At 44.6% G+C, this 25,006-nt stretch carries 22 protein-coding genes; 1 reads left to right on the forward strand and 21 read right to left on the reverse strand.

The window, feature by feature from the left end:
• Positions 1-30 precede the first annotated feature (30 nt).
• From AB4484_RS18620 to AB4484_RS18660, 9 genes are all read right to left on the reverse strand, one after another.
• Positions 31-1,914, reverse strand: a complete 1,884-nt coding sequence (locus AB4484_RS18620) for a methyl-accepting chemotaxis protein (RefSeq protein ID WP_372079736.1) — start codon at positions 1,912-1,914, stop codon at positions 31-33.
• Positions 1,915-2,237: 323 nt separating this feature from the next.
• Complete coding sequence (locus AB4484_RS18625) at positions 2,238-3,809, reverse strand: BCCT family transporter (RefSeq protein WP_017060963.1); 1,572 nt, start codon at positions 3,807-3,809, stop codon at positions 2,238-2,240.
• Positions 3,810-4,080: 271 nt separating this feature from the next.
• Positions 4,081-5,679 carry a BCCT family transporter gene (locus tag AB4484_RS18630; RefSeq protein WP_048613179.1) on the reverse strand — a complete coding sequence of 533 codons (1,599 nt, stop codon included), beginning with the start codon at positions 5,677-5,679 and terminating at the stop codon, positions 4,081-4,083.
• A 169-nt stretch (positions 5,680-5,848) separates the two neighbouring features.
• Positions 5,849-6,487, reverse strand: a complete 639-nt coding sequence (locus AB4484_RS18635) for a response regulator transcription factor (protein ID WP_017060961.1) — start codon at positions 6,485-6,487, stop codon at positions 5,849-5,851.
• On the reverse strand, positions 6,480-7,835 hold the full coding sequence (locus tag AB4484_RS18640; RefSeq protein ID WP_048613616.1) for a cache domain-containing protein: 1,356 nt from the start codon (positions 7,833-7,835) through the stop codon (positions 6,480-6,482). The genes AB4484_RS18635 and AB4484_RS18640 overlap by 8 nt, the downstream gene beginning before the upstream one ends.
• A 104-nt stretch (positions 7,836-7,939) precedes the next feature.
• On the reverse strand, positions 7,940-9,223 hold the full coding sequence (locus AB4484_RS18645; RefSeq protein ID WP_019821215.1) for a TRAP transporter large permease subunit: 1,284 nt from the start codon (positions 9,221-9,223) through the stop codon (positions 7,940-7,942).
• 12 nt (positions 9,224-9,235) lie between these two features.
• Positions 9,236-9,778, reverse strand: a complete 543-nt coding sequence (locus AB4484_RS18650; RefSeq protein ID WP_050635125.1) for a TRAP transporter small permease subunit — start codon at positions 9,776-9,778, stop codon at positions 9,236-9,238.
• A 252-nt stretch (positions 9,779-10,030) separates the two neighbouring features.
• Complete coding sequence (locus AB4484_RS18655; protein ID WP_048607172.1) at positions 10,031-11,125, reverse strand: TRAP transporter substrate-binding protein; 1,095 nt, start codon at positions 11,123-11,125, stop codon at positions 10,031-10,033.
• 558 nt (positions 11,126-11,683) lie between these two features.
• Complete coding sequence (locus tag AB4484_RS18660; RefSeq protein ID WP_017060956.1) at positions 11,684-12,076, reverse strand: hypothetical protein; 393 nt, start codon at positions 12,074-12,076, stop codon at positions 11,684-11,686.
• A 220-nt stretch (positions 12,077-12,296) separates the two neighbouring features.
• Between AB4484_RS18660 and AB4484_RS18665 the strand changes: the two genes are divergently transcribed.
• Positions 12,297-13,097, forward strand: coding sequence for a DUF2982 domain-containing protein (locus tag AB4484_RS18665; protein ID WP_372079739.1), 801 nt, complete (start codon positions 12,297-12,299; stop codon positions 13,095-13,097).
• A gap of 111 nt (positions 13,098-13,208) precedes the next feature.
• On the opposite strand, the gene AB4484_RS18670 is transcribed toward AB4484_RS18665, so the two are convergent.
• The 12 genes from AB4484_RS18670 to AB4484_RS18725 all read right to left on the reverse strand — a co-directional run.
• Positions 13,209-13,862 (reverse strand): MBL fold metallo-hydrolase, encoded by a 654-nt coding sequence (locus tag AB4484_RS18670; RefSeq protein WP_050643845.1) that lies wholly within the window; start codon positions 13,860-13,862, stop codon positions 13,209-13,211.
• Positions 13,863-14,067: 205 nt separating this feature from the next.
• A complete protein-coding gene (locus AB4484_RS18675; RefSeq protein ID WP_048613171.1) occupies positions 14,068-14,616 on the reverse strand; it encodes a YcbK family protein in 549 nt (182 codons plus the stop codon).
• 198 nt (positions 14,617-14,814) lie between these two features.
• Positions 14,815-16,353 (reverse strand): murein L,D-transpeptidase, encoded by a 1,539-nt coding sequence (locus tag AB4484_RS18680; RefSeq protein WP_372079741.1) that lies wholly within the window; start codon positions 16,351-16,353, stop codon positions 14,815-14,817.
• 80 nt (positions 16,354-16,433) lie between these two features.
• Positions 16,434-17,522, reverse strand: a complete 1,089-nt coding sequence (locus AB4484_RS18685) for a DUF1513 domain-containing protein (RefSeq protein ID WP_048607182.1) — start codon at positions 17,520-17,522, stop codon at positions 16,434-16,436.
• Entirely contained in the window at positions 17,512-18,573 is a 1,062-nt protein-coding gene (locus AB4484_RS18690; RefSeq protein WP_172379697.1) for an imelysin family protein, read from the reverse strand. Before AB4484_RS18690 ends, AB4484_RS18685 begins: the two co-directional genes overlap by 11 nt.
• A 159-nt stretch (positions 18,574-18,732) precedes the next feature.
• Positions 18,733-20,121 (reverse strand): di-heme oxidoredictase family protein, encoded by a 1,389-nt coding sequence (locus tag AB4484_RS18695; RefSeq protein ID WP_372079743.1) that lies wholly within the window; start codon positions 20,119-20,121, stop codon positions 18,733-18,735.
• Between the two features lie 111 nt (positions 20,122-20,232).
• Positions 20,233-21,492, reverse strand: a complete 1,260-nt coding sequence (locus AB4484_RS18700; RefSeq protein ID WP_017063566.1) for an imelysin family protein — start codon at positions 21,490-21,492, stop codon at positions 20,233-20,235.
• Between the two features lie 177 nt (positions 21,493-21,669).
• The gene (gene ribA, locus AB4484_RS18705; protein ID WP_009848836.1) at positions 21,670-22,266 is read right to left on the reverse strand and encodes a GTP cyclohydrolase II; all 597 of its coding nucleotides are present in this window, start codon (positions 22,264-22,266) and stop codon (positions 21,670-21,672) included.
• Between the two features lie 247 nt (positions 22,267-22,513).
• Complete coding sequence (locus tag AB4484_RS18710; RefSeq protein WP_017632056.1) at positions 22,514-22,690, reverse strand: hypothetical protein; 177 nt, start codon at positions 22,688-22,690, stop codon at positions 22,514-22,516.
• Between the two features lie 89 nt (positions 22,691-22,779).
• Positions 22,780-23,220 carry a heme lyase NrfEFG subunit NrfF gene (nrfF, locus tag AB4484_RS18715; RefSeq protein ID WP_372079745.1) on the reverse strand — a complete coding sequence of 147 codons (441 nt, stop codon included), beginning with the start codon at positions 23,218-23,220 and terminating at the stop codon, positions 22,780-22,782.
• Entirely contained in the window at positions 23,217-23,771 is a 555-nt protein-coding gene (locus AB4484_RS18720) for a DsbE family thiol:disulfide interchange protein (protein ID WP_372079747.1), read from the reverse strand. The genes nrfF and AB4484_RS18720 overlap by 4 nt, the downstream gene beginning before the upstream one ends.
• The coding region (locus AB4484_RS18725) for a cytochrome c-type biogenesis CcmF C-terminal domain-containing protein (protein ID WP_372079749.1) at positions 23,752-25,006 on the reverse strand (1,255 nt) is incomplete at its 5' end. The genes AB4484_RS18720 and AB4484_RS18725, both read right to left, overlap by 20 nt.

Consider the following 25,006-nt stretch of genomic DNA (forward strand, 5'->3'; position numbering starts at 1 on the left):
ACATTCGGCTTTCAAATTATCAGTTAGCACTTACAGCTTGAAGCGGCTGATTTCGCTTTCTAGTTCGTGAGACAGTTCAGAAAGTTGAGCGGCTTGCTCTGCAGCTTGGTGTGCTTCGTCAGCTAGCTCGTTAGACACGTCACGGATTCCTTCAGTGTTACGAGTAATCTCAGACGTGACTGACGCTTGCTCTTCTGCAGCAGAAGCAATCTGTGTTGCCATGTCGCTGATGCGTTCAACAGCAGCATGGATTTGCGTTAGGCTTGCAGCCGCTGAGTTCGCGTCATCAACACTGGTTTCAGCAAGTGTACGGCTATCATTCATGATGTTAACCGCTTTGCCTGTTGTACCTTGTAGCAATTCAATCGTTTGTTGAATTTCTTGCGTTGAACCGTGTGTACGTTGGCTCAGAACTCGAACTTCATCCGCTACTACTGCGAAACCACGACCTTGCTCACCGGCACGTGCAGCTTCAATAGCGGCATTAAGTGCAAGTAGGTTCGTTTGTTCTGCAATACCTTGAATGTTAGACAAGATAGCGTTGATGCTGTTGCCGTGCTCTTCAAGCTCTAGAATCACGTTGGTTGCGATTTGAACTTCTTGAGCAAGGTTTTGGATAGAACTTTGAGTCTGTGTTACTTGACCAGTACCGTGCTCACACGCGCCAACCGCTTCAGATGAGTTCTGTGCAGTGTGGTCTGCGTTACCTGCGATCTCTTGTGTTGCTGCAGCCATTTCGTTAACGGCTGTTGCTACCATGTTGATCTCGTCTTGTTGCATTTGGATACGAGCACTACGTTCTTCAGCTTGAGAAGCCGTTTGACGTGCTTGGTTGCCTAGCGCAGCAGATACTTCGCTTAGCTTGATCACCATAGTCTGCATGTTGCCCACAAAACGGTTGAAGTTTGCAGCAAGCTGACCAATTTCGTCGTCGCTCTTAGGCTCAAGGCGTTGAGTAAGATCGCCCTCACCTGAAGCAATTTCTTCAAGTGCCGCTGAAACGCGGTTTAGGTCGCGGAATAGGAAGCTCACTAGCCAAGACACAAGTACGATTACGATGAGCGTAATAACGACAGCAGTGATGATCAGCTGAGTAAGTAGCGTTGAGTGGTTCGCTTCTTCTGTTGCTTTGTCCATCTGAACCGCGAAGATCCAGTTAGTGTTAGGCACCTTCGTGAAGTAAAGCAGCTTGTCAGCGCCGCGCTCTTTGATGATCTCGATGCTACCCGTACGCACTGCGTTTTCGATGATAGGCATAGAAATATCGTTTGAAAGCTGGCTTACCGGCTTCAAGCTTAGTGCTGAATCTGGGTGTGCTAGGAATGTGCCGTCAGAGGCATCAATTAGCATTGCGTAAGCGTTGTCACCAACATCAAGGCTGATTACATCGTTAACTAATTGGTCGATAAGTACGTCTGCACCAACAACACCAACAAGTTGGCCATTGTGGCGAACAGGCTCTGCGATCGTTACTAGCAGTGCTTTGGTGATTGCATCTTGGTAAGCCGTAGTAATGATTTGCTTACCTGCAGCGTTTGCTTCTTGGTACCAAGGACGTTGACGAGGATCGTAATCTGCACGATTACGTTCAGGGTGTGAACGGTACATTCCACCTTCTGGAGTACCTAAAAAGATATCGTCAAAGCCACCCGCTACACGAGCTTGCTTAAGGAAAGGAACAACATCATCCTCTCGTGAAAAGTCATTAAATGCTGATGCGATATCCGTGCGGATATCAATCCAGTTTTTAATCCCTTCAGATGCTGCTTCAGATACGCTTTCAGCTCGTAGGTATACGCCATTACGAGTCTGTTCAAATAATTGGTTTGCTGACAACCAAGTCAACGCTGTAGCCATAACGACAACAGCAGATAGGCTAGCACCTATCAACTTCTGCTTTAGTGTTAGTTTCATGTCAAAGTTTCACGAGTGGTGGGAAATCTCGCGCATACTACCCAAAATCAGTATTAAATTCGAGCGATTTTATAATTTAATATCGGAATATAATTTTAAGCAAACCATAAGCTTACCTAATGTCAATTCCTTGGCTTGTCGCCAAATTTAAGGCGGCATTATCTCTACGGTTATTAGAATTTTTATCGCACTTCACATGTTAAAAAGAGACAAGAAAACACGGTAAAGAAGAAACAAAAAAGGCAGAAGAGTTTCCTCTTCTGCCCTCATATTATTTACCGTTCTACTGCGTATAAATTGCAGTAGATTTCAGCTTAAAAAGCCTAGCGTTTTTCTGTACGCATACCCATTAGCAAGCTCACACACATCAGTAATAGAATGATGGTGAATGGCAATGCCGTCGAGATTGCACCCGCTTGTAGAGCTTGTACTGCTTCAGTACCACCAACCCACAATAGAGCCACAGCAATAGCACCTTCAAGGAACGCCCAGAACACACGTTGAGGCACAGGCGTATCAACTTTACCACCCGCGGTGATGCTGTCGATTACTAGAGAGCCTGAGTCAGACGATGTAATGAAGAATACTAGAACCAATACAACCGCAATGATTGAAAGCAGCGTACCGAACGGCAGTGCATCAAACATTTGGAACATTGCTAGTGATACATCTGTTAGGCCGTCTTGACCAAGAATACCAACGTTGTTCACGATTTGGTCAATCGCCATGCCGCCGAATACTGACATCCAGATGATAGTTACTGTAGTCGGTACAATCAGTACTGCTGTGATGAACTCACGAACGGTACGACCTTTAGAAACACGTGCGATAAACATACCTACGAATGGAGACCATGAGATCCACCAAGCCCAGTAGAATACAGTCCAACCGTGCATCCACGTTTCATCTTCACGACCGTGAGGGTTACTCAACGGAATGATGTTTTCAATGTACGCCATCAATGTTGTTGGGATAGAGCCTAGAGTCACCGCATAGCCGATTAGAGCCACTAAGATAAGCAGTAGGAAAGCAACCAACATGTTGATGTTACTGATAACTTTAACGCCACCATCAATACCACGAAGTACTGATACTACCGCCAATAAAGTCACCGCTGTAATCACAATAACTTGCAGACCTAAGCCCGCTTCAATACCGAATACATGCTGAATACCACTTGCCGCTTGTTGTGCACCAAGACCTAACGATGTCGCCAGACCAAATAGCGTTGCAAGTACAGCAAGAATATCAACAATGTGACCTGCCCAGCCCCAAGCTCTATCACCTAAAATTGGGTAAAAGATAGAACGGATAGAAAGAGGCAATCCCTTGTTGTAAGAGAAAAACGCAAGTGACAGTGCTACTACGCCATAAATCGCCCAAGGGTGTAGACCCCAGTGATACATGGTTGCACCCAATGCCAGTTTTGCAGCTTCTGGTGTATTTGGTTCAACGCCTAACGGAGTTTCAAACCAACCCGTGAAGTAAGCCGCTGGCTCAGCCACACTCCAGAACATCAAGCCGATACCCATACCTGCGGCAAACAGCATCGATAGCCAAGAGAAGAATGAGTAATCTGCCGTCGCATCAACACCACCAAGGCGGATTTTGCCGTACGGAGAAACAATCAAACCTAAGCAGAAAATTACGAAAATATTACCCGACCAGATGAAAAGCCAATCAAACGAATTGATAATCTGGCCTTTAACGCCATCTAGTGCAGCCTTTGCTGAAGCGGTATCTGTAATAAGAACACCGATCAGGAACAAAGCGATAAGTCCCGCACTGATACCAAATACTGGGTTATGAACATCAAAACCCCATTTTTGGACGTTATCTTGACCGACAGTGTAATCCGTACTGTCGATACTATATTTATCTATACCTTTAGTCATTATCCCTCTCTACGGAATACTATTAGGGTCTATTGACCTCGTATTCCTTACTTACCTGCGACTTAATCACAAACTCGAACCTACGATCCAAGTAGTACAAGCTGTTGTCACAATAATTCAAATACTTGGATGTCTGAAGTTTAGCAGGTTAACTTGTTGTTTTCAGTAAACCAGAATCGGTTCGATGGAATTTCAAACAATATTCACGTAATTACTCAAGTTTATGACGAAAAAAAGGTCGACCCTGTCGACCTTTTTATCAAAAATACTTTTAACTCAAAGCATTTTGGTGCTTAACCAATTGATTTTCAGTTCGTAAACCTAGCAATAAGCTTAGGCACATAAGCAATAATATGAAGGCAAATGGTAGCGCCATTGATACCGTTCCAGCTTGCAGTGCTTGAATTGATTCCGTACCACCAACCCATAGTAGAACCGCTGCAATCGCGCCGCCCATCAACGCCCAAAATACACGTTGTGGAACCGGTGCATCCACTTTACCGCCAGAGGTAATGCTATCGATAACCAATGAGCCTGAATCAGAAGAGGTGATAAAGAACACCATAATCAAACCAATCGATACCACTGAAAGCACAGAGCTCATTGGTAGTGCATCGTAAGTATGGAAAAGAGAAAGTGTAATATCTTGCAGACCATTCACACCAATCTCGCCCACCTTGTTCGCCACTTGATCAATCGCGATGCCACCGAAAATAGCCATCCAGATGATGATTACTGTCGTTGGGATGAACAATACAGCAACGATGAATTCACGAATCGTACGACCTTTAGAGATACGAGCGATGAACATGCCTACGAATGGAGACCAAGACATCCACCATGCCCAGTAGAATACTGTCCAACCTTGCATCCACGTTTCATCATCACGACCATGAGGATTACTTAAAGGAATGAAGTTTTCAATGTAGCCCATTAGCGCGGTTGGGATAGCTTTAATACCCGCCATACCACCAGCGATGGTTACGAAGATAAGCAAGCCCAAAGCAACCAGCATGTTCACATTACTCAGAAGCTTTACGCCACCGTTAATGCCGCGAACCACTGACATTGTTGCTAAGAAAGTGACCACAGCGATAACAACCAGCTGCATGCCAATACCGCCATCGGTACCAAATACATGGTTAATACCACTTGTTGCTTGTTGCGCACCTAAGCCCAATGAAGTTGCAAGGCCAAATAGTGTTGCAAGTACAGCGACGATATCAACGATATGGCCAAACCAACCCCAAGTTCTATCACCCAAGATAGGGTAGAAAATAGAGCGGATTGATAGAGGTAAACCTTTATTGAAGGTGAAGAAGGCTAGCGCTAGAGCAACAACAGCGTAAATCGCCCAACCGTGAAGACCCCAATTGTAGATGGTTGCACCAAGCGCCAACTTAGCCGCTTCAGGAGAGTAAGCTTCAACACCTAATGGCGTTTCATACCAGCCAGTGAAGTAAGCCACTGGCTCAGCCACACCCCAGAACATTAAACCAATACCCATTCCCGCGGCGAATAACATCGACATCCAAGATAGGTTAGAGTGCTCTGCTTTGGCATCATTGCCACCAATACGTATCTTGCCATACGGGGAGACAATGAGGGCAAAACAGAAAATTACGAAGATGTTTGCTGCCCACATGAAGAAACCATCGAAGTTACCAATGACTTTCCATTTGATTCCATCAAGCGCCGCTTTTGCGGTTTCAGGGTCTGCGACTAGAAGTGCCAACAGGAAGATAATGATCGCCCCTGCACTGATTCCAAATACTGGGTTATGAACATCAAAACCCCATTTCTGAACGTTATCTTGTCCTACTGTATAATCGGTATTTTCAATACTATACCTATCTTTTACAGGCTCCATGCTTCCTCTCTAATTTGCAGCGCACAGTTTGCAACATTGCATTCGGCGCTTAAATTTAGAAAAGAAGAATATCAACCTGTCGCAAAAATACTAAAAAAACCTCCATAAAGGAGGCGTAAATTACACATTTAGTAATTAAATTACACATTTAACGTAATTTAGCGTAAGATCAGTCCACAAGCCCGGAGCTGACCGCATATTTTGCAAGCTCTGCCGTAGAGTGAATATCGAGCTTATGCTTAATATTTTGCCTATGGGTTTCTACCGTTCGATAGCTGATATTCAGCGCCTTCGCGACCTCTTTACTGCTCTCCCCTTTTGCGACTAATTTCAGCACAGCCTCTTCACGTCTACTCAATGGATTCTTGACCGATGGCGTAGGAGTAATCGGCTGAGTAAACAAATTCTGCGTGACTTTTTCACAGAAATAGGTCGAACCTTGATTGACCGTTTTGATTGCCTGCACCATTTTTTCAGCCGAAATCTCTTTCAACATGTAGCCGACAGCCCCCGACTGCATCACCTTCATGATGTATTCACGGTTGTTATGCATGGTCAGCATCAGTACCTTGGCTTCTGGGTCTTCTTCTTTGATCAGATGGGTGGCATCAATGCCATTCATGATAGGCATGCTGATATCCATCAACACCACATCAGGGCGCAGAGACTTAACCACCTCTACCGCTTCTAGCCCATTACTGGCGGTACCTATCACGCTAATATCTGGCTCGAGTTCCAATCTCGCCATAAAGCCATCCAGTACCACTTGGTGATCATCAGCAATCACAACTCGAATAACTTCACTCATTCATTAATCCCTCTAGTGTCAGTAACACTGTAATTTCCGTTCCGAGGCCAATCTCACTCATCAATTCAAAGTCACCACCGATGAACTCCACTCGCTCTCTCATGTTACGCAGCCCGATCCCTCGTTTTTCCATCGCTTTATAGGTGTTGAAACCGACACCGTTATCTTGAATCAGTAGCTGCAGCACATTACCAATTTGCTGCGCGATAACCGTTACTTTGGTCGCTTGCGCGTGTTTCTCGATATTATTCAGCGACTCTTGTACCACTCGATACAAAGTTGTCGCAGCCTCAGATTTCAGCTTGCCCTGTTGAGTGCTAAACAAGGTTTCCACTTCAATACCCGAATGCGCCTGAAAATCTAATAACAGCGAAGATAGCGCCGCTTCTAAGCCTATGTCATCCAATGAACTTGGACGAAGTTGATGTGAGATGTGCCTCACTTCCTCGATCGCTCGCATCAGTGAATGCTGCGACTTATTCAAATGTGCTTTAAGGTCTTCATTTTGTAGCTTATTACCGAGCAGTTCTAAGTGGCAACGACTCGACACTAATAATTGGTTAATACCATCATGCAACTCACGCGCTAGATGCTTCTTCTCGTCTTCTTGGAACATCACCGTTTTGTGCGCCAGTTCCTTTAGGTTGTTATCCGCAATCCGATGTTCATGCATGTTAATGGCCAAGGTCAGCACGATGATGACAGCGACCGTCACACTCAGAATCACCACAATCGAAAAGAACGTGGTTTCAATATTGTTGTTAATCGCGGCCTGCATCGAGGCCACTTCTTGGTGCACGTCTTCAATATACAAGCCGGTGCCAATCATCCAGTCCCAACGCTCTAACCAAGCGGCGTAGCTCAACTTAGAGACCACCTCACCCGTCGACGGTTTTTGCCACAAATACTGGTGAAACCCGCCTCCGGTTTGCGCTTCTCTTAACAGAGCTTCTATCAGAAAGTCGCCATCTTCATCTTGCAGTTGGAGTAGGTTTTGGCCTATCAATTCTGGCTGAATTGGATGAACCAAATTGGTTCCGTGGCGATCGTAGGCAAAGAAATACCCATCCGAGCCATATCTAAGTTTAGACAATATGGTTCGAACTTTGTTTTTGGCTTGAGCTTCTTGGATATTTGGGTCGTTATAAATGTGTTCTATGGCGTCGAACGCGAGGTCAACCGTATCTTTGAGGGCGTTTTCACGCGACTTGATTAGGCTATCTCTAAAGATCTCGACTTCTTTAGCACCTAACGTTTTAGTCTGGTGCAGCGAGATCCAACTAATACTCGCCGTTACGAGCAGCAACGGGAGCAGCGTCAGCAAAATCAGCTTGGCTTTTAGAGGCATTCCTTTCCCTCACAAAAAACGGCTTACTGAACATCAATAAGCCGTTTTACTTTAGCAATTTATAGATAACCGTTGAAACATATCATTCACATTCTAGGCTTCACTCACATTCCATAGAAAGATGGGAAAGCGAGAAGTGATCCAAGTACGAGGATTTGAATCAGAATGAACGGCATCACGCCTCGGTAGATGTCCTTAGTTGTCACACCTTTTGGTGCTACGCCTTTTAGATAGAACAGACTAAAACCAAATGGCGGCGTTAAGAATGAGGTTTGCAGGTTCATCGCGATAAGGATAGCGAACCAAGTCATATTGATGCCCATCAGTTCAGCAACTGGCGCAATGATCGGCACGATGATGAAACAGATCTCTACGAAGTCGATGAAGAAACCCAGAATCAGAATCACCAACATGGTAATGATCAAGAAGCCCCATTTCTCACCTGGCAGTTGTAGCATCCACTCTTCAACCAGATAATCACCACCAGTGTAGGTAAACGCCATTGAGAATGCCGTTGCACCCAACAAAATAGCAAATACCATCGCGGTTACTTTCACCGTCTCTTTCGACGCGTCGTACACCATCGACCAACTAAACTGACCGTAAAGCAGTGCAAGAATCATCGCACCCGCGCCCCCTAATGCCGCTGACTCTGTTGGCGTAGCAACACCTGCGAAGATAGAGCCCAGTACAACAATGATGAGCGCTAAAGGCGGAAGAATCGCTTTCAGTGCATTAAACACTTCTTGCTTACGGCTGATGGAGTCATCACGTTCAATCGGTTGAGCCGCTTCAGGGTGTAGCTTCGCGTATATCAAGATATAAACGATGTACGCGCCGACCAGCATCACGCCCGGCCAAATCGCCGCTTGGAACAAGTCGCCTACTGGAACACCTAGAACGTCACCCAATAGAATCAATACGATGGAGGGTGGAATGATCTGCCCTAGCGTACCAGACGCACAAATAGTGCCGCAGGCTAAGCCTTTGTCGTAATTGTACTTGAGCATTACTGGTAACGAGATAAGCCCCATCGCCACTACCGAAGCCCCTACTACACCGGTTGAAGCCGCAAGCAGTGAACCTACTAATACGGTTGAAATCGCGATACCACCACGAACGCCACCAAACAGTCGCCCCATAGACTCAAGTAGCTGTTCAGCAAGCTTAGTCTTTTGCAGAACAAGCCCCATGAAGACAAACAATGGAACGGCCATTAACACCGTATTTTCCATGATCGATTGAATTCGATATGGCATAAAGGCAAACATTTCGATGCCTTCAGCCCAAACACCAAAGATTAAGGCGATACCACCAAAGGTAAACGCCACTGGGAAGCCAAGTAACAGTGCAAACAAGGCTACAAAAAACATTACTATTCCAATCATGTTCAGCCTCTACTAATTCTTTGTATGAGTATTGTTTGCATGGATAAGGTGCGGATTAAAAATCTTGTTGAGTGAGTGCAGGATCAAACCCACGCCACTGAGTGCCATTAAGAAGAATGACAGCGGGATCATGGCTTTGATGATCCAGCGATATGGCAAGCCACCCGGGTCACCTGAGGTTTCGCCGAGGTTATAGCTCTCTTTGGCCACATCAATACCAAACCAAGCAACCAGCAAACAGAAAGGCATCAGAAAGATAAGTGTGCCGAGCAGGTCAATAATCGCTTGCGCCTTGAAGCTCAGTTGCTCGTAGAACACATCCACTCGCACATGACCACCAGCCTTTATGGCATAAGGAACACCTAATAGGAAAACGGCTGAAAAAAGATGCCATTCCATTTCTTGGAAAGCGATAGAGACATCGTTGAAGGCATATCTCATGACAACGTCATACACAACGTTGGCGATAAGTAGAATAAACAACATACTGGAAAGCCATCCCAGTGCATCACCGATACGATTAAACACGCGTTCAATATAAATTAGACTTCGCATTCCCGACTCCATGGAATTTGAAAGACATCGCGCAGTACAGCTAACCCAACTAAAGACAATTCAGTTTATAGCTAGCAATAGGCACGACGTAGAAAGGGTTCTTGGGATCTTGTTACAGGATTTATCCTGCTTAGTTATTATGTTGAAAATGAACCCGCCGCTTATCTGTTTAGGTACTTAAGCCCTTAGACTTAAGCTATGTAACAGTACGTTTGCTTTGGGTTCACTTAGCTTCAGTTCAACAACTGTCGATTATTTCGCTTGGCTATTTAGATAAGCTCTGTGTGAAATATCCGTCCATGACCGTACTTGCTCTAGGTAGCTTGCTTGTGAAGCTTGTATCTCTTTCGCCAACTCATCTTTCTCAGCGTGCTCAGCAAGAAGACGATCGTTCGCTTCTTTCAGTGCCGACATTACCTCTGGTGGGAAATCTTTAACTTGTACATCTGGGTATTCTGTTTTCATTGAAACCCAGTTCTTACCACTTTCGTGCGTAGCTTGTGTGTACATGTCATAAGCCGCTGTACGCATGGCAACACGCAAGATCTCTTGTAGGTCTTCAGGAAGCTTGTTCCATGTACGCTTATTCACTAGGAATTGAAGCTCTGAACCCGGCTCATGCCAACCTGTGTAGTAGTAAGGCGCGATTTTGTGGAAACCCATACGTAGATCAAGTGATGGGCCTACCCACTCCAGTGCATCGATTGTGCGACGCTCCAAAGAGGTGTAAAGCTCACCTGGGGCAATGTTTGTCGGCTTAGCGCCTAGCTCTGCAAGAATCTCACCCGCAAAGCCTGGGATTCGCATTTTCAGACCTTGTAGATCTTCAACGCTGTTGATCTCTTTTTGAAACCAACCACCCATCTGAATATCCGTGTTACCGCCCGGGAAAGACATCAAGTTATGTGGAGAGTAAACCTGCTCCATCAACTCCATACCACCACCGTGATAGAACCACGCGTATTGTTCTGCTGGCGTCATACCGAAAGGCATAGAAGTGAAGTAAAGAGTGTTTGGAACTTTACCTTTCCAGTAGTAAGAGCCTGAGTGACCCATGTCGTATTGACCAGACTTAACCATGTCAAAAACGCCAAGAGGTGCTTTGTGTTTGTTTGCTGAATCGATTCTGATTTGCAGTCGACCATTCGACATCTTCTCAGCCATCGCCGCCATGTTTTTGGTTGCATCACCGAAAACTGGGAAGTTTGGCCCCCAAGTTTCCGCAAGTTTTAAACGGTAAACCTTATCAGCGGCTGTAGCACCAGTAGCGACCAAAGCTAAACAAGCCGCAGCAGTTACTGCAACGTTTTTAAAAACTCGTGTGAGGGAGTTAGAAATGAGACTCATGTTCACGTCCTTTGTTGGGTTAACACTCTTTCTATGAGCATTTTTTATGATTCAACATAAGAGTGCACCGAGATGAGGCAACAAGATATCAGGGAGAGCACGCACGACGGGCGCACACAAACTGCGTATTAGACCAAAGGATTACGTAGAACTACGTAGGAGATGATTAGGTAAAGTCGATTTTAAAGGATTGAGGCCATTCATCAGAGAAATACTTATTGATGAATACCTAAGTATTAATAATTAAATACTCTTAACAATTGATTACCATTTCGTGATGAAGCTCTATTCATTGCTGTATTTTAGGGAAAACAATCAAGGCTTTGCTCTCTTACTCTACCTAGCTAACGCCCTACTTTAGTGCTTGCTGATTCGAAGCTCTGACACGAGACAACAGTAATCAGTTAAGCCGTATATCGAATTGGAATTGAGATTATAGAGCCTAGGTTTAGGCTTGGATTTAGATTTGGGCTTGGGCTTGGCATAATGTGCCAGATACAAAAAAGCCTCGAAAATCGAGGCTTAAAAACTTAACGAAGCGAATGTAATCCCACAGGATTAGATAGCTTTGTAGATAACCTTGTTACCTGCTAGCTGCTCTTTCGCTACTAGGTTTTCTTCAAGAAGTTTTTTCAATGCGCCTGTTGCCCATGAAGCTGCTTTCGCGTCTTCTTGACCAGCTTCTAGGCCGATACCTTTAGGGTTAATGCCTTCAGCATTGCTAACAACGATGTCTAGAACTTGTTGTTGCTTAGGAGTCAGTGCTACTGCAACTTCTTTAGTTGCTGCTACTGCTTTCTCTACCGCTGGTTTTGCTGCTACAGTTTTCTCTGCTACAACTTTCTCTGCGACAGGCTTCGCTTTTTTCGGCGTTGCCACTGCTTTAACTACAGCCGCTTTAGTGCGTTTCTGCAGTTTAGCCTGCACCTTACGCTTATGAGCAAGTCTCATTGAATATTTCTCCAGTTCACTGCTCTTTTCGCAGTGGTGAAAATTTGAAGCGCGATTTATACCAAAAAACAGGAGCTATTTGTAGAGTGAAGCGTCGAAAGTCGACGAAAAATACCGATATTGTCTACTAGCGTCTATTATTTAAACATCGACTTATCAATTCAGGGTCATATACACTGGTTATCCATCCAGACAAAAATATGAAAACTTGGTGTTGCCTATGGACACTCGTCACCTTACTAATTTCTCTTTGCCTTCATTCACTCGCTCGTACCGTATCCTCGCGGTTATTTTAGGCTTCATTTGCTTGATCGTTGCGCTTTACAGTGACAATCCAAAGTTACTGATCGTGGGTGCTTTTTGTAGTATTGCGCTTCTGGGAACCGGCTACTATTTGATGCTGCGCAGCCGAGTGATGTTCACACTTACCCCGACTCATTTTCAGCAGCACTTTTACAAAGGGGGTTGGGTTTTAAAATGGAGTAACATCCAAAAAATTGGTCTTTGCACTTATGAACAAGATGGTTGGCATCAGCCTCTGCCCTGGGTCGGAATTAAGGTAAAGGACTACTCGCCCTACCTAGATTCAATTTGTCCTAAAATCACGTGTGAATTATTACTCAGCCAACGAGCACTTTTGTACTTAGGAGCCAAACAAGCAGGCAAAGAGTCCAACTTTGAAGATATGGTTCTCGACTCATCACATTACCATGCGCGTTGTACTGAAAGTGGCTGTGTCGAACTAACCCAATATAAAGAGTCACAGAATATCGACGACGTTAATTTCAACGATAACCAATCACAAAACAACATTGATTCACCGAGTGAGACAAACAGTCAAAACGCGGTGATTAAAGACTATTCTGGATTACAGGCGATGCTTGCCAACAGAATGAAGTATCAAAGGGGCTTCCACGGTTATGACATTTTCATATCAACCCATGATTTGAATATGAGTGGAGAAGAGTTTGTGGGGCTGGCTCGACGCTACTTGGCTGCCGCTGAACGTCTTTCTGATTAAGGTTTACCAGTAAGTTCACACACAATAAAAAAGCTTAGCTTTCAGGACAAAAGCTAAGCTTCATTTTCAATCAATCGACACAAATAGTCGGTTGGAAAATCAAAAATTTAATTAGTAAAGAGGCATTTCATCTGCGACGAACGGGTTTGATGCACGCTCGCGACCGAATGTCGATTCAGGGCCATGACCCGGAACGAATGTTACGTCACTGCCTAGCGGCCAAAGCTTAGTCTTGATTGAAGAGATAAGCGTATTGAAATCACCTTGTGGGAAGTCAGTACGGCCAATTGCGCCGTTAAACAATACATCACCCACAAATGCTAGACGAGCTTGCTCACTGAACAGTACAACGTGACCTGGAGTGTGGCCCGGCGTGTGAATCACATCGATCACTTGATTACCAAAAGTGACTTTGTCGCCTTCTTCTAACCAAGTGTTTGGTTCAAAAGCTTTACACAGAGGGAAACCAAACATCTGACTTTGATTCTCTAGACCTTGTAGCCAGAAGTTATCAGCCTTATGTGGGCCAACAATATTCACCTTCAAGATCTCAGCAAGTGGTACCGTACCGCCAACATGATCTAAGTGACCGTGCGTCAGTACCAAGTTCACAACCTTAACACCGAGTTCTTCAATGATAGCCGCGAGTTGTTGAACATCACCGCCAGGATCGACAACGATGCCTTCCATGGTTTCATCACACCACACAATCGAGCAGTTCTGAGAGAAAGAGGTAACAGGTACAACTTGATACTTAAGAGACATATACAAACCTTAAAGAGCGAATCTGGTGAACAACTCGAATATCGCTATGTTATTGGTAACAAACCCTGCAATAACAAACTAAACAGCAACAAACTGAGCAGCAATAAACCGAGTTATTAGAACAAACTGAAATTTGGGCAAACTATGACATTGGATGTCTACTTTGACAAGTGCCTACCGTATCACTCAATAACTCAGCTTAGCTCTACCAGCTGCGGACTGGACCAGTATCGATATGGATAAAGTTGCTACGCGCATAATAACCGACACCACCCGCGTTCAAGCTTTTCGCTACGTCTCTCAACTCTTTAAGGTCAACACCATCGATACGGAAATCGATCGCTTTACCTAGCATGTGGTAACTCTTCTTAGCGACACCACTCGACTTAGAACGAAGGGCTTCATTAGTCGCCGGAGAACGATAACCAGAGATCACCTGAACTTCTTTTTGAATACCCAACACGTTTTGAATCTGAGTGATCTGATCAAACAGATTCTTATCCATTGGGTGGATTTCATTGCGACGGAAATCGCGGCATAGTTTGCTAAGACGTGCCATCTCGTCACCAACATAGTTAGTGCCATCGAAATAACAAGTCTCTAATCGTTCACCAGTGTGAAGATTATTCATACTAATCGTTCTTGGTTGATCCGGGTATGAAGCGAAAGCGATAGAAGGAGTAAGAGAGGCGACTACAGCAGTACCACCAGCGTAAGTCAGAAACTGACGGCGTGAAAATAAACTTTGAGACATACAGCAAAAAAACCAATTAAATCGAACGAAAAATGCACGATACATAATGAAATTTGCTGCGTCAACGTACAAAAACCGTGCAAAACGTTAGTATTTGTAACCTTTACACGGTTAGTTATTGATACTCATTATAATTTTATCAATAGAAGCTTACTTGTCATTTTTCGGTCAAGATCACCTTTATTGGTCGTATTTTAATCAACCGCCCTCTTTATCATATTGGTAGATATCGCCGCGGTATTGTATACCTCCTTCTTCAAACAACACGGTTTGATAGATGATGTGCACTGGAATTCGCTTCTTGAGACGAACCTTGGTGTTCGGCGCAAGGTCGCTATTTTGGTTCGGAACCTTCCTTACCTTGGTGGCAAACAACAACTCAGCCAGTTCTTCTGCATGTTCAACACGTATACAACCTGAGCTATAAGCTCGGAAGTCGTCATTAAACAGACCTTTACTTGGTGTATCGTGTAGATAGATCGCGCGCTTATTGGGAGTGTTGAACTTGTACAAGCCTAATGCATTACGTGAACCTGCCTGCTGACGCATTCGATATGGGAAAGAATTGAAGTTGATGGTCTGCCAATCGATCTCTGTGGTGTCGACCGTTTCCATTGAACGCCAACCGTCAATCACTTGGAAGTTGTTCGTTTCAAGGTAACTTTCATCAGCTTTGACCTTAGGCAAGATGTCTTTGACCATGATTTTCCATGGCACATTCCAAGTCGGGTTTAGAATGACCGAATCTAGGTTTATCTCTAAAAGCGGCGTTTTTCGTGATTTTCTGCCTACCACGACTTTCGACTCAAACACCTCTTCGCCATCTTCCCAATACTTCATATCAAAGCTAGGCACGTTGACCACGATAAGAGAGTCTCTGTCTCTTGGCCATAAACGAACGCGTTCTGCATTCAGAGCCAAAGAGCTCAACCGATCATCAAAACCCATATTGATCCACTTGATCGTGTCTGGCCCGATGATCCCATCATCCGTAAGGCCGTGCATGCGTTGGAAAGATTTAATCGCCTTTTGCAGATCTCGATCGAACTCAGGGAAGTCGACCGCGATCATCGAGGTATCAACGCCGACCAATGCAATACGCTCAACCAAAGTCGCTTTGTCCGAGAGCGAGTCTCCCAAGCGTTTCAATCCTTTCTGTCTGTATCGTTCAATATTGAGTTCAGACGCGGTTTCCAACACGGAATAGGTCGCCTTGAATTGGTCAAAGTCCCCAACAGGCGGCGCGTAAGACAACACCATCTCTAATAAGTAATCATTAGCAACGCTGCTTTTCAGTCTCATCAAAATATGTGGCGAAGGTTGAGGCAATTTAGAATGCAACTTACCCGAGAAGTACCACTCTTTACCGGCAAGCGGCGCGTTTTCAACGTAGCTAAGATAATAGATAAAGGTATCAGTGAGTAAGATGTCTAACTCTTGCCATTGACGACGAGATTGATACTGGCGGATTTGCTTGAGTTGTCGTTCAAAAAGCGGTGCCATTTGCGCTTGTTCAAGAAGCGACAATTGGAACTCAAACGCTTTAACCAGCTCAGGAGAATCCCAAAGGATAGGCAGAGAAGTGTCTTGATAGATACTCTGTGTCAGCTCTGGATATATAAGCATGAAAGAGAGTTCTGAATCAGCCGGAATGAAGCGGCTCTCGTCAGAACTCGTATAGCTCCATGCATGCACAGAGACTAAAACTAGTATTCCACAGAAGTATTTCGCGAACATGCTTAACTCCATCATCAATCATCCCATAAGTATGGCAAAGATATAGGAGTAAGCATGTTATTTTTAAGCGGCTTTATAAATCAGATAGAACTCCAATGGTTATCCCACTGGACCGATGATTGCTGAGTTGATTTCTCATAAGGCTTGCGTTGGCTGACCACACTACCCGCCCCAGAGCTGAGTCGAAACTCTCCATCAAGTAACACGGCACCAGAGGCATCTGACAGCGCAGAAAGCTCGACTAATTCTTTGCTCTCTTTAGACCAAATACCGTAGCAACTCCCTCTTGGCGAGGTCGCGATAATCCAATCATCTGACGCCGCAATGCTTGCGATATAGTGATTAAATCTTGCCCATTGCTCAGGCTCAGCGTTCAGTGATTCAAACTGCCCGCCTTTGGTATGCATCGCCAAAAGCGAAGGATACTCGTCTGGCTCACCACGATATTGCTGACCACAAAGCACGGTTTCAGCACCATCATGGGCTAAGTGTCGAATACTCAGCTTCTTGTCTAGCAATTCAACCTGATCAAGCAACACACCTTCAGGAGAAACATAACTCAAACTCGGTTGCATGGAGTCCAAATTTTTCGGTGTTCTGCCATCAGTATGAACGCCACCAACGCCAATCGCGAGATTACCATCAGGCATGATGATCACTTCATGTGGGCCGATACCGAAACCAGTGAACTCCTCAACCTTACGATAGCCTTGCGCGACATCGTACACGCCAATTACGCCTTGGCTGCTGTCCGTTTTCCCTTCGGTGGCATACAGTAACTTACCATCCAATGAGTAAACGCCATGACCATAGAAGTGGCGGTTGTTACCTTTGACGACCATTTTGATCTGCTGACCACTTTTATAGTCAAACACCATAAAATAGTCACCAGGACGACGAGCAAAAACCACCGCATGTGATGATGTTGGGCAAATTGCTACGCCATGACCACGATCGGGGATCGGAAGTTGGCTCAGTGGCATACCAAATTCGTCAGCCACAACCGCTGAATATTGACCACGACCATTAAGAGCACAACCAATCAACTGGGGATCATTAGATGTGCTCATGCCATCCTTTTGACTTGCACACCCAAATGGAAGAACCGGAACAGCTGCGCAACCCAGTACGGCCTTGAGTAACGTTCTTCGTGTAGTATCAGTCACCATCGGTAGCATTAAATCCTATTACCACGCCAAGCTCTATCGCTACTTCTTCATGAATCAGGTACTTCAAACGTTCTAGTTTGTTGTATTGAGTCAGCACATCTCGGTAGCCTTCTTTGCTCTGTAGTAGAGTAAACAAGCTAGAATCTGTAGGCCAAGTATCTAACGTTAGAGCGAACTGGGCTGCTACACGATCGGCAAGGTCATTTAAGTCCTTGTCTCTCAATAAACCATCAAGACCATTACCATCAGCTAAGTACAACTTCTCTAGCGCGGCTACGTTCGCTTTCAACTGAGTCATTGAGGTTTGAGCTCGCCAAGATTCAGAGAAATAAGGGCGTGGGTGACCAATTTTAGCCATTGGGCGACTCAGCTTTTTCATGCTGTAATCAAGTTGGTTAGTTAGTAAAGCGATGTATTCAGATTCCCAACGCATCTCGTCTAACGCTAACCAAGGGTTAACCTGCCAAGCCTCAGCAATAGAGGCCGATTTCATCGCCAAGTTTTGTGCGATAGCTTGTGAAGATAGACAGCCAGACGCTTTATCTTGCAGTAGTGGAGATTGCTCGTCGTACAGAGACCACTCCAACGCACCTAACCCTTGAACAGTCACACTCTGCTGAGCAATTTCATCTTGAGACCAAGCTTTATCTTGCTGAGTCAGCTGGCGCATTTTTAGGCCGGTAGTGTTCTTTTTGTCTGGCCAGAATTGAACATTCCAGCTCTCTTCTAATGCCGCTGTTGGGCCTCTTTCTTGTCCTTGCAGTGCCATCCAACTGTTCATGGTGAGCTGCCACTGATTTTTCAAAGCATCTAACTCAACATCATTAGTTTGGCAGTACCCTTGCATCAAGACTTCCAGCTCGTTGGCTTGCTTGGCGAATAGGACGGCAGAATTAAACTCCTGCTGATAAACACTGCGACTAATATGATTCGTCGTGTCTGCTTGATAAGAGACACCGTTAACCTCAGATGAAGCGGCTTGCTCACCCGATGATTGACAGCCTGCTATGACTAATACCGATAAAGGCATTAACAAAAATTTATGTGCCATGCTGTTACCTTACTTCCTAGTTTTTCTTTTAATTATATGAGTTCAATAAATATGAAACGACCGCTGACCTCGTATTGCTACAAGTTCAGCGGTAGTCAGTCTTTTGTTAGCGGCTTTCTTAAGTAACTAAGCCGTTGGCTTAACTGAATTCAAGACAGCCTATAATGAGTCCAAAAACGCTAGTAGTGCTTCGCGTTCACTGCTACTCAAAGCTAATACTTTTTGTTTTGCCATTTCTGCTTCGCCACCATGCCAAAGTACCGCTTCCATAACGTTTCTTGCGCGACCGTCATGAAGTAAGAACGTATGACCGTTCACTTCTTTGGTATAGCCTAATCCCCAAAGTGGTGTGGTACGCCACTCTTGACCATTAGCAAGATATTCTGGGCGATTGTCGGCTAAACCTTCACCCATATCATGCAAAAGCATATCGGTGTATGGGCTAATCAACTGTTTCGAAAGAGCAGGCAGACCCTCACGTTCTGCTGTGCGAATTTCAGCTTGGTGACAGCTTTGACAACCAATCTCTTTAAACAGCTTTTTACCTTGAACAACCGCTGGGTTCTCGACATTACGACGAATAGGTACCGCGAGATGCTGCGAATAGAACTCAACAAAATCTAAGATGTTGTCGCTAACTTCTGGCTCGCCACCATTTGGGAAATCATCACAGGTTGATTGCGCTGATGTGCAGTTTTCATTCGGGAATAAATTGCTTGTCAGGCCTAAGTCGCCGTTAAATGCCGCCGCGTTTTGCTGCATTAAGTTTGGCTGCCCAGCTTTCCAACCAAAACGACCTAGTACCATTTCATTGGTTTGAACATCAAGAACATAGTTAGCTTTACCCGACACGCCTTGCTTGTCAGCCAATTGCTGCTCTGCAAATCCTAGAATCGTTTCTTGTGGGATACTTTCAAGCAGACCAAGGCCAACCATTGGCGGCGCGACTCGAGCTGAGAATTCTGTTTTAGGGTGCATTTCACCGAAAGCAAGTTCAGTAATCTTTAAAATGGGTTTACGCAGAGTAACGACAGTGCCGTCTTTGAACTCAACAGGAACATCCGTGTAGCTAATATTCACTTTGCCCTCTGGTTTTACACCTTGAAGCGCAAAATCTTGTAGCTGGCCACCGTAGGTCGGTTCTGGAATACCGCCATCACGAATGAAGGCTTGTCTCTGCTCTGGCGTTTCTGCTGGAATGCTTAAGCGAACCAGCATTGAAACCGCATTCTCATCGCCTTTTTCTGGCGCGTGACCACGGCCATCTTTGATGTGGCAATTTTGACAGCCGTTGGTGTTGAACAGTGGGCCAAGTCCATCACGAGCATCGGTTGATGAAGGCGCGGGTACCCAAGGGTTTCTAAAAAAGCTGTTACCTACGCTGAAATCTAAGCGTTTACTCATGGGTAAATTGGCAGCAGGAAGAGAAAAAGCGTTCGCTCCCTCTTTCTTCACGGTCGTTTTGCCACCAGAGTAGGTTTCATGGGCGTGTAGCGGAGATAAGAAAAACAGTGCGGTTAATAGTGAGGCTGAGAGATACGACTTCATACATTGCCTTGCTGTGTTTTTGATTTTAGTTTTTATGTGGAAATGACTTTCTTAATTAGCAAACAATTAAGGGCCCTATGAGAGCCCTTATATTTGTGTTCGCTCGGGTTCTTAGAACTCGTGATCCGCTGTGTCTGGGTTTAGGCTATCAATGCCAATCACACCCGCAGCACGCTCAATAGCAGCTGTTTGAGATACTAGCGCAACAATTGTTTTGTTAACTAGTGCGTTACCCGCAGCGTTGTCAGCAGCGATTAGCTGATCGAAGTGCTGGTTGTTTTTCTCTGCAGACGTTACTAGTTCGCCTACTTGTGCACGCGCTAAGTCAAACTGCTTTTGAATCTCTTTCGCAGCTTGCTCATCTTTTTGCTCTACTAGGTCGAACAGGCTTGGACCTGAAAGCAGAGTACCGTCTTCACGCTTGTATAGACCCGTGTAAACGTTGTAGATGCCTTGCTCGTTGTAGTAGTGAGAGTTGTGCGTGTTATCAGAGAAACAATCGTGCTCGTCTTCAGTAGAGTTTGCTTCTAGTGCAACCTTCATACGCTCACCCGCTAGCTCACCTAGAGACAGTGAACCCATGCCGAACAGCATTTTACGAAGACCATTCTCGCTAGATTCAGAAAGAAGCTCTTGACGGTAGTTGCCTTTCTCGCCTTCAGCCCACTGCTTTTCCATCCACTCTAGGTCTTGAATAAGTAGCTCAGCTGATGCTTTTAGGTATGCGCCACGACGGTCACAGTTGCCGTTAGTACACTCAGCACCAACAACGAAATCAGTGTAAGCACGCTCACCTGCACCGCTGTTTGTACCGTTTAAATCTTGGCCCCAAAGTAGGAATTCAATTGCGTGGTAGCCAGACGCTACGTTCGCTTCAGAACCGCCGATCTCGTTCAAGTCTGCGATTAGCTCTGGAGTAATGTTAGTTGCATCAACCGTAGTCTGACCAATTTGGAAAGTCTTATTAGCCACGATGTTTGCGCTAGCGCCTTCGTTACCAAGTTCATATTGGTAATCAGTCGAAACGTAATCAATCAGGCCTTCATCTAGTGGCCATGCGTTTAGTTGGCCTTCCCAATCATCAACAACAGCGTTGCCGAAGCGGAATACTTCTGACTGTTGGTATGGTACGCGAGACTCAAGCCAAGCTTGTTTTACTTGTTCGAAGTTGCCAGCAGAAGGAGAAGCTAAGAAGGTATCAATAGAAGAGTTCAACGCCTTTGCTGTAATTACTGAATCTGCAAACACTGCATGCGCAATATCTGCGTAATGTTCTACAACTTGATCTTGAGTTACTGCTGCGAAAGAAGAAGCAGAGGCAAAAATGAGTGACGAAGTTACGGCTTTTGTCACTAAAGATTTAATGGTCATGAAGCATCCTTGTTGAGCTTTAAATTATTATTCGTAGTAATAGTGCAAACTATTATCATTTACACTACGGATTGGAATAATACAAACTTACAATTTTATTGCAAGATAAATACAAAAAAACCTCACATTTGTGAGGTCTTTGAACATTTTTGTGTTATGCGCAACAAAGGAGGCTAATCAGATATCCAGGTTATGCTTACCGTGTGAGACTTTCGCCTTTAGGTAGCTTTCATTACCCGATTTGATATGAGCAGAGGTATTCACCACTTCTTCAATCTCAATACCAAAGGATTTTAGCTCATTGATCTTCTTAGGGTTGTTGGTGACTAAGCGGATTTTTGTGGTACCTAAAGCGCGTAGCATTTCAGCAGCTTCAGTAAAATCGCGTAGGTCATCGCCAAAACCTAGGTGGTTGTTGGCTTCATAAGTGTTCATGCCTTCGCTTTGCAGACGGTACGCATCGATTTTGTTGTACAAACCAATACCACGACCTTCTTGACGAAGATAAAGGATCACGCCACCCGTCTCACCCATAATTCTAATGGTTTCGTCTAGCTGCTCACCACAGTCACAGCGAGAAGAATGGAAAACATCACCAGTAAGACACTCAGAGTGCATACGAACAAGAGGTATGTCTTGTGTTTTATCTGCTGATTTAAATATCACAGCAACATGCTCTTTATCTGTTTTCAATCCATGAAAAGACAGAAGTTCAGCATCAATACTGCTTGTTACCCCTACTTTGAAATCTATTCTGGCACGTACTTCCGCCATAGCTATACTCACTTGAAAATTCGATGTATTTAACAACACTACATGATATGTCTAGGCAATATTTTGTAGTGGACTATCTAATGATAGACACTATGAGGCTGTTAACAATTTTTTTCAAGGTCGACCTCGTACAAATTGTTATAATATAACAATTATTTTTCAAGTAAGAAAAAACCCCACATTGGGATGACCAACATGGGGTTATAAATTAATCAGTTGCGGCTAAAACTGCATTTTTACTGAACGCTCAACTTACTTGAGTTTGCTTCCAGATGACAAGTTGCACCCAAGCATTCTCTAATTCAGTTAGCTCTTCTTGCGTAAGCGTAGAAATGCTCGACTTAGCACTGTATCTCTCTGCCCATTTATCTGACTGGACACGAGTATGGAACTCTTTCTTTAAATTTGAGATTACGTTATCCACAGATACATCCTTATATAGCAGTGCTTAGCCTTTATAATCGGTTAATGTTACAAAATACAGGTCAATTGGTAAACAGTAATACACAATTTTTATGAGCTCTTCCTAACACTTTTTACTGATAAATATATAAATAAGAGAAATAATAGGCTCGGTAGCAACCAAAGTAATAGATTTGAAACCTTCATCGCCGGCTTATAAAGTACAAATTCACCAAATCTTTCCGTCATATATTGAGTAATCTCATTATTACTCTTCCCTGCTTTCACCATATTGAACACAACAAGACGTAAGTCTTTTGCTATTGGTGAGTTGGATTCAATCAGATTTTGGTTTTGACATTGTGGGCAGCGTAACGTTTTCGCCAAGCTAATAGCGCGTTGCTGTTGTTCTGGGTTTTCAAACTCAAACAGTTCAACTTGAATACTCGTCTCTTTATTACTGGCAGTAAACAGATCTTCAGCCATGGTTGGAAGGCTAATCACTAAAAGAGCTGACAGCATAAACAACGTTTGTATTAGAGATTTCATCATCCATTCACACCATCAAAATACATCGCAAGTTCATCTTTCCATACCGTTTCATTAATCACGCCCAATAGCTTTTTAATGATCTGGCCATTGGCATCAACCAAATACGTTTCAGGTGTGCCGATTACGCCCAACTCTAACGCTAACTTGCCTTGCGGGTCACTGATCACGGTTGAGTATGGGTTGCCATCATTCGATAACACGTTAATCGCAGCCCCGGAGTTATCTCGATAATTAAGCCCGACGATTGGAATGCCTTTATCGTGAAGTTGAAGCAAAAAGGCGTGTTCGGTTTTACATATCCCGCACCAAGAAGCCCACACATTAACCAGTTGATAAGGGTGCTGCGTGACATCAGCGAGCGTAATTTTCTGCTGACCACTGACGCCTTCACTATTTACTAACGCACTCGATGTAAATTCTGGAAATGCCCTTTGTTGTTCAGACACAATGGTCGACTGCTGCTTATTATCAAGCGCAAAGACAAACCCCAGCACCATAATCAATGCTAAGGCAATTAGACTAATTAGCTTGTTACGAACGCTGGTATGCATATTGAGACGCCTTAACGGTTTTCTTTTTGCGATGAGTCAATGAGAGCAAAGCGCCGATAATGGAGAACAGCCCACCAAACCAGATCCAGCGCGCATACGCCTTATACTGAACACGAAATGCGTAAGCGGTGGAATCGACTTTCTCGCCCATGGTGATATAAACATCACCATGCCAGAACCACTTCATTGCGGGTTCACTCATGTTCATGACTCGAACTTGGTAATGTCTTCTTTCCGGCGAAATAGAAAAGCGCTGCTCGCCAGACTCTAGGCTGAGTATCGCTTTTTCTGCGGTAAAGTTTGAAGCGACATACAGCTCAGTATCACGATGAGAAAGCGTCCAATCCATGAATTCGACTTCTATGCCTGGGCTTAACTTATAGCTGCGCTCAAACGAGTGGTAGCTATTCATGGCAGCACCGACCGCTAACACCGCAACCCCAACATGGGCAAAGGTCATCACCCAGACTTTGCGTTGGAACTTGGAACTGTTTGTTACCACCAAGCCATACACATGAGTGAGTAAAACCCAAAATGCGAGTGACCATGTCATTAGTGCCATCACTTGGATCTTCTCTACTTGCAAAGCGTAACAGGCGAACCCGAGACCAATAGATACTAGAGCGATCAACGTAATAACGCCTTTCGATGCTTGAGGCTTAATACTCAGCAACGGGGCAAGGCCGACGACAGCCAACGCAAGCAAAGCCAAAGGTGCAATCAATAGATTAAAGTAAGGCGCACCGACCGAGATGTTTCCTAGGCCAAGCAACTCAAAGACCATTGGATAAAACGTGCCGAACACCACGACAGCAGTCGCCAGAACAAAAATAAGCACCGCAACTAAGCTCAAAAAGCTTTTGCTGACGAAGCTAGTAATCGGATTAGATTCAAAAGACTCTCCTCTGACGATAAGCAGAGAAAATGAACTCACCAGTACCAGAACTAGTATAAGAAGCAATGCGATACCTTTGGTTGGGTCGACGGCAAAAGCGTGTACCGATGTGAGTACACCAGAACGAACAATAAAGGTGCCTAAGATACTCAAACAAAACGTAATGAAAGCGAGACTGAGAGACCATTTCAGTAACTGTTGTTTGCCCTTAGCAACGCCTAGACTGTGCAGTAAAGCGGTCGAAGTAAGCCACGGCAACAAGCTGGCATTTTCAACCGGATCCCAGAACCACCAGCCGCCCCAACCTAATTCGTAATACGCCCACCAAGAACCAAGAATG

The sequence above is a fragment of the Vibrio sp. 10N.261.46.A3 genome (assembly GCF_041472995.1).
GTDB classification, from domain to species: Bacteria; Pseudomonadota; Gammaproteobacteria; order Enterobacterales; family Vibrionaceae; genus Vibrio; species Vibrio coralliirubri.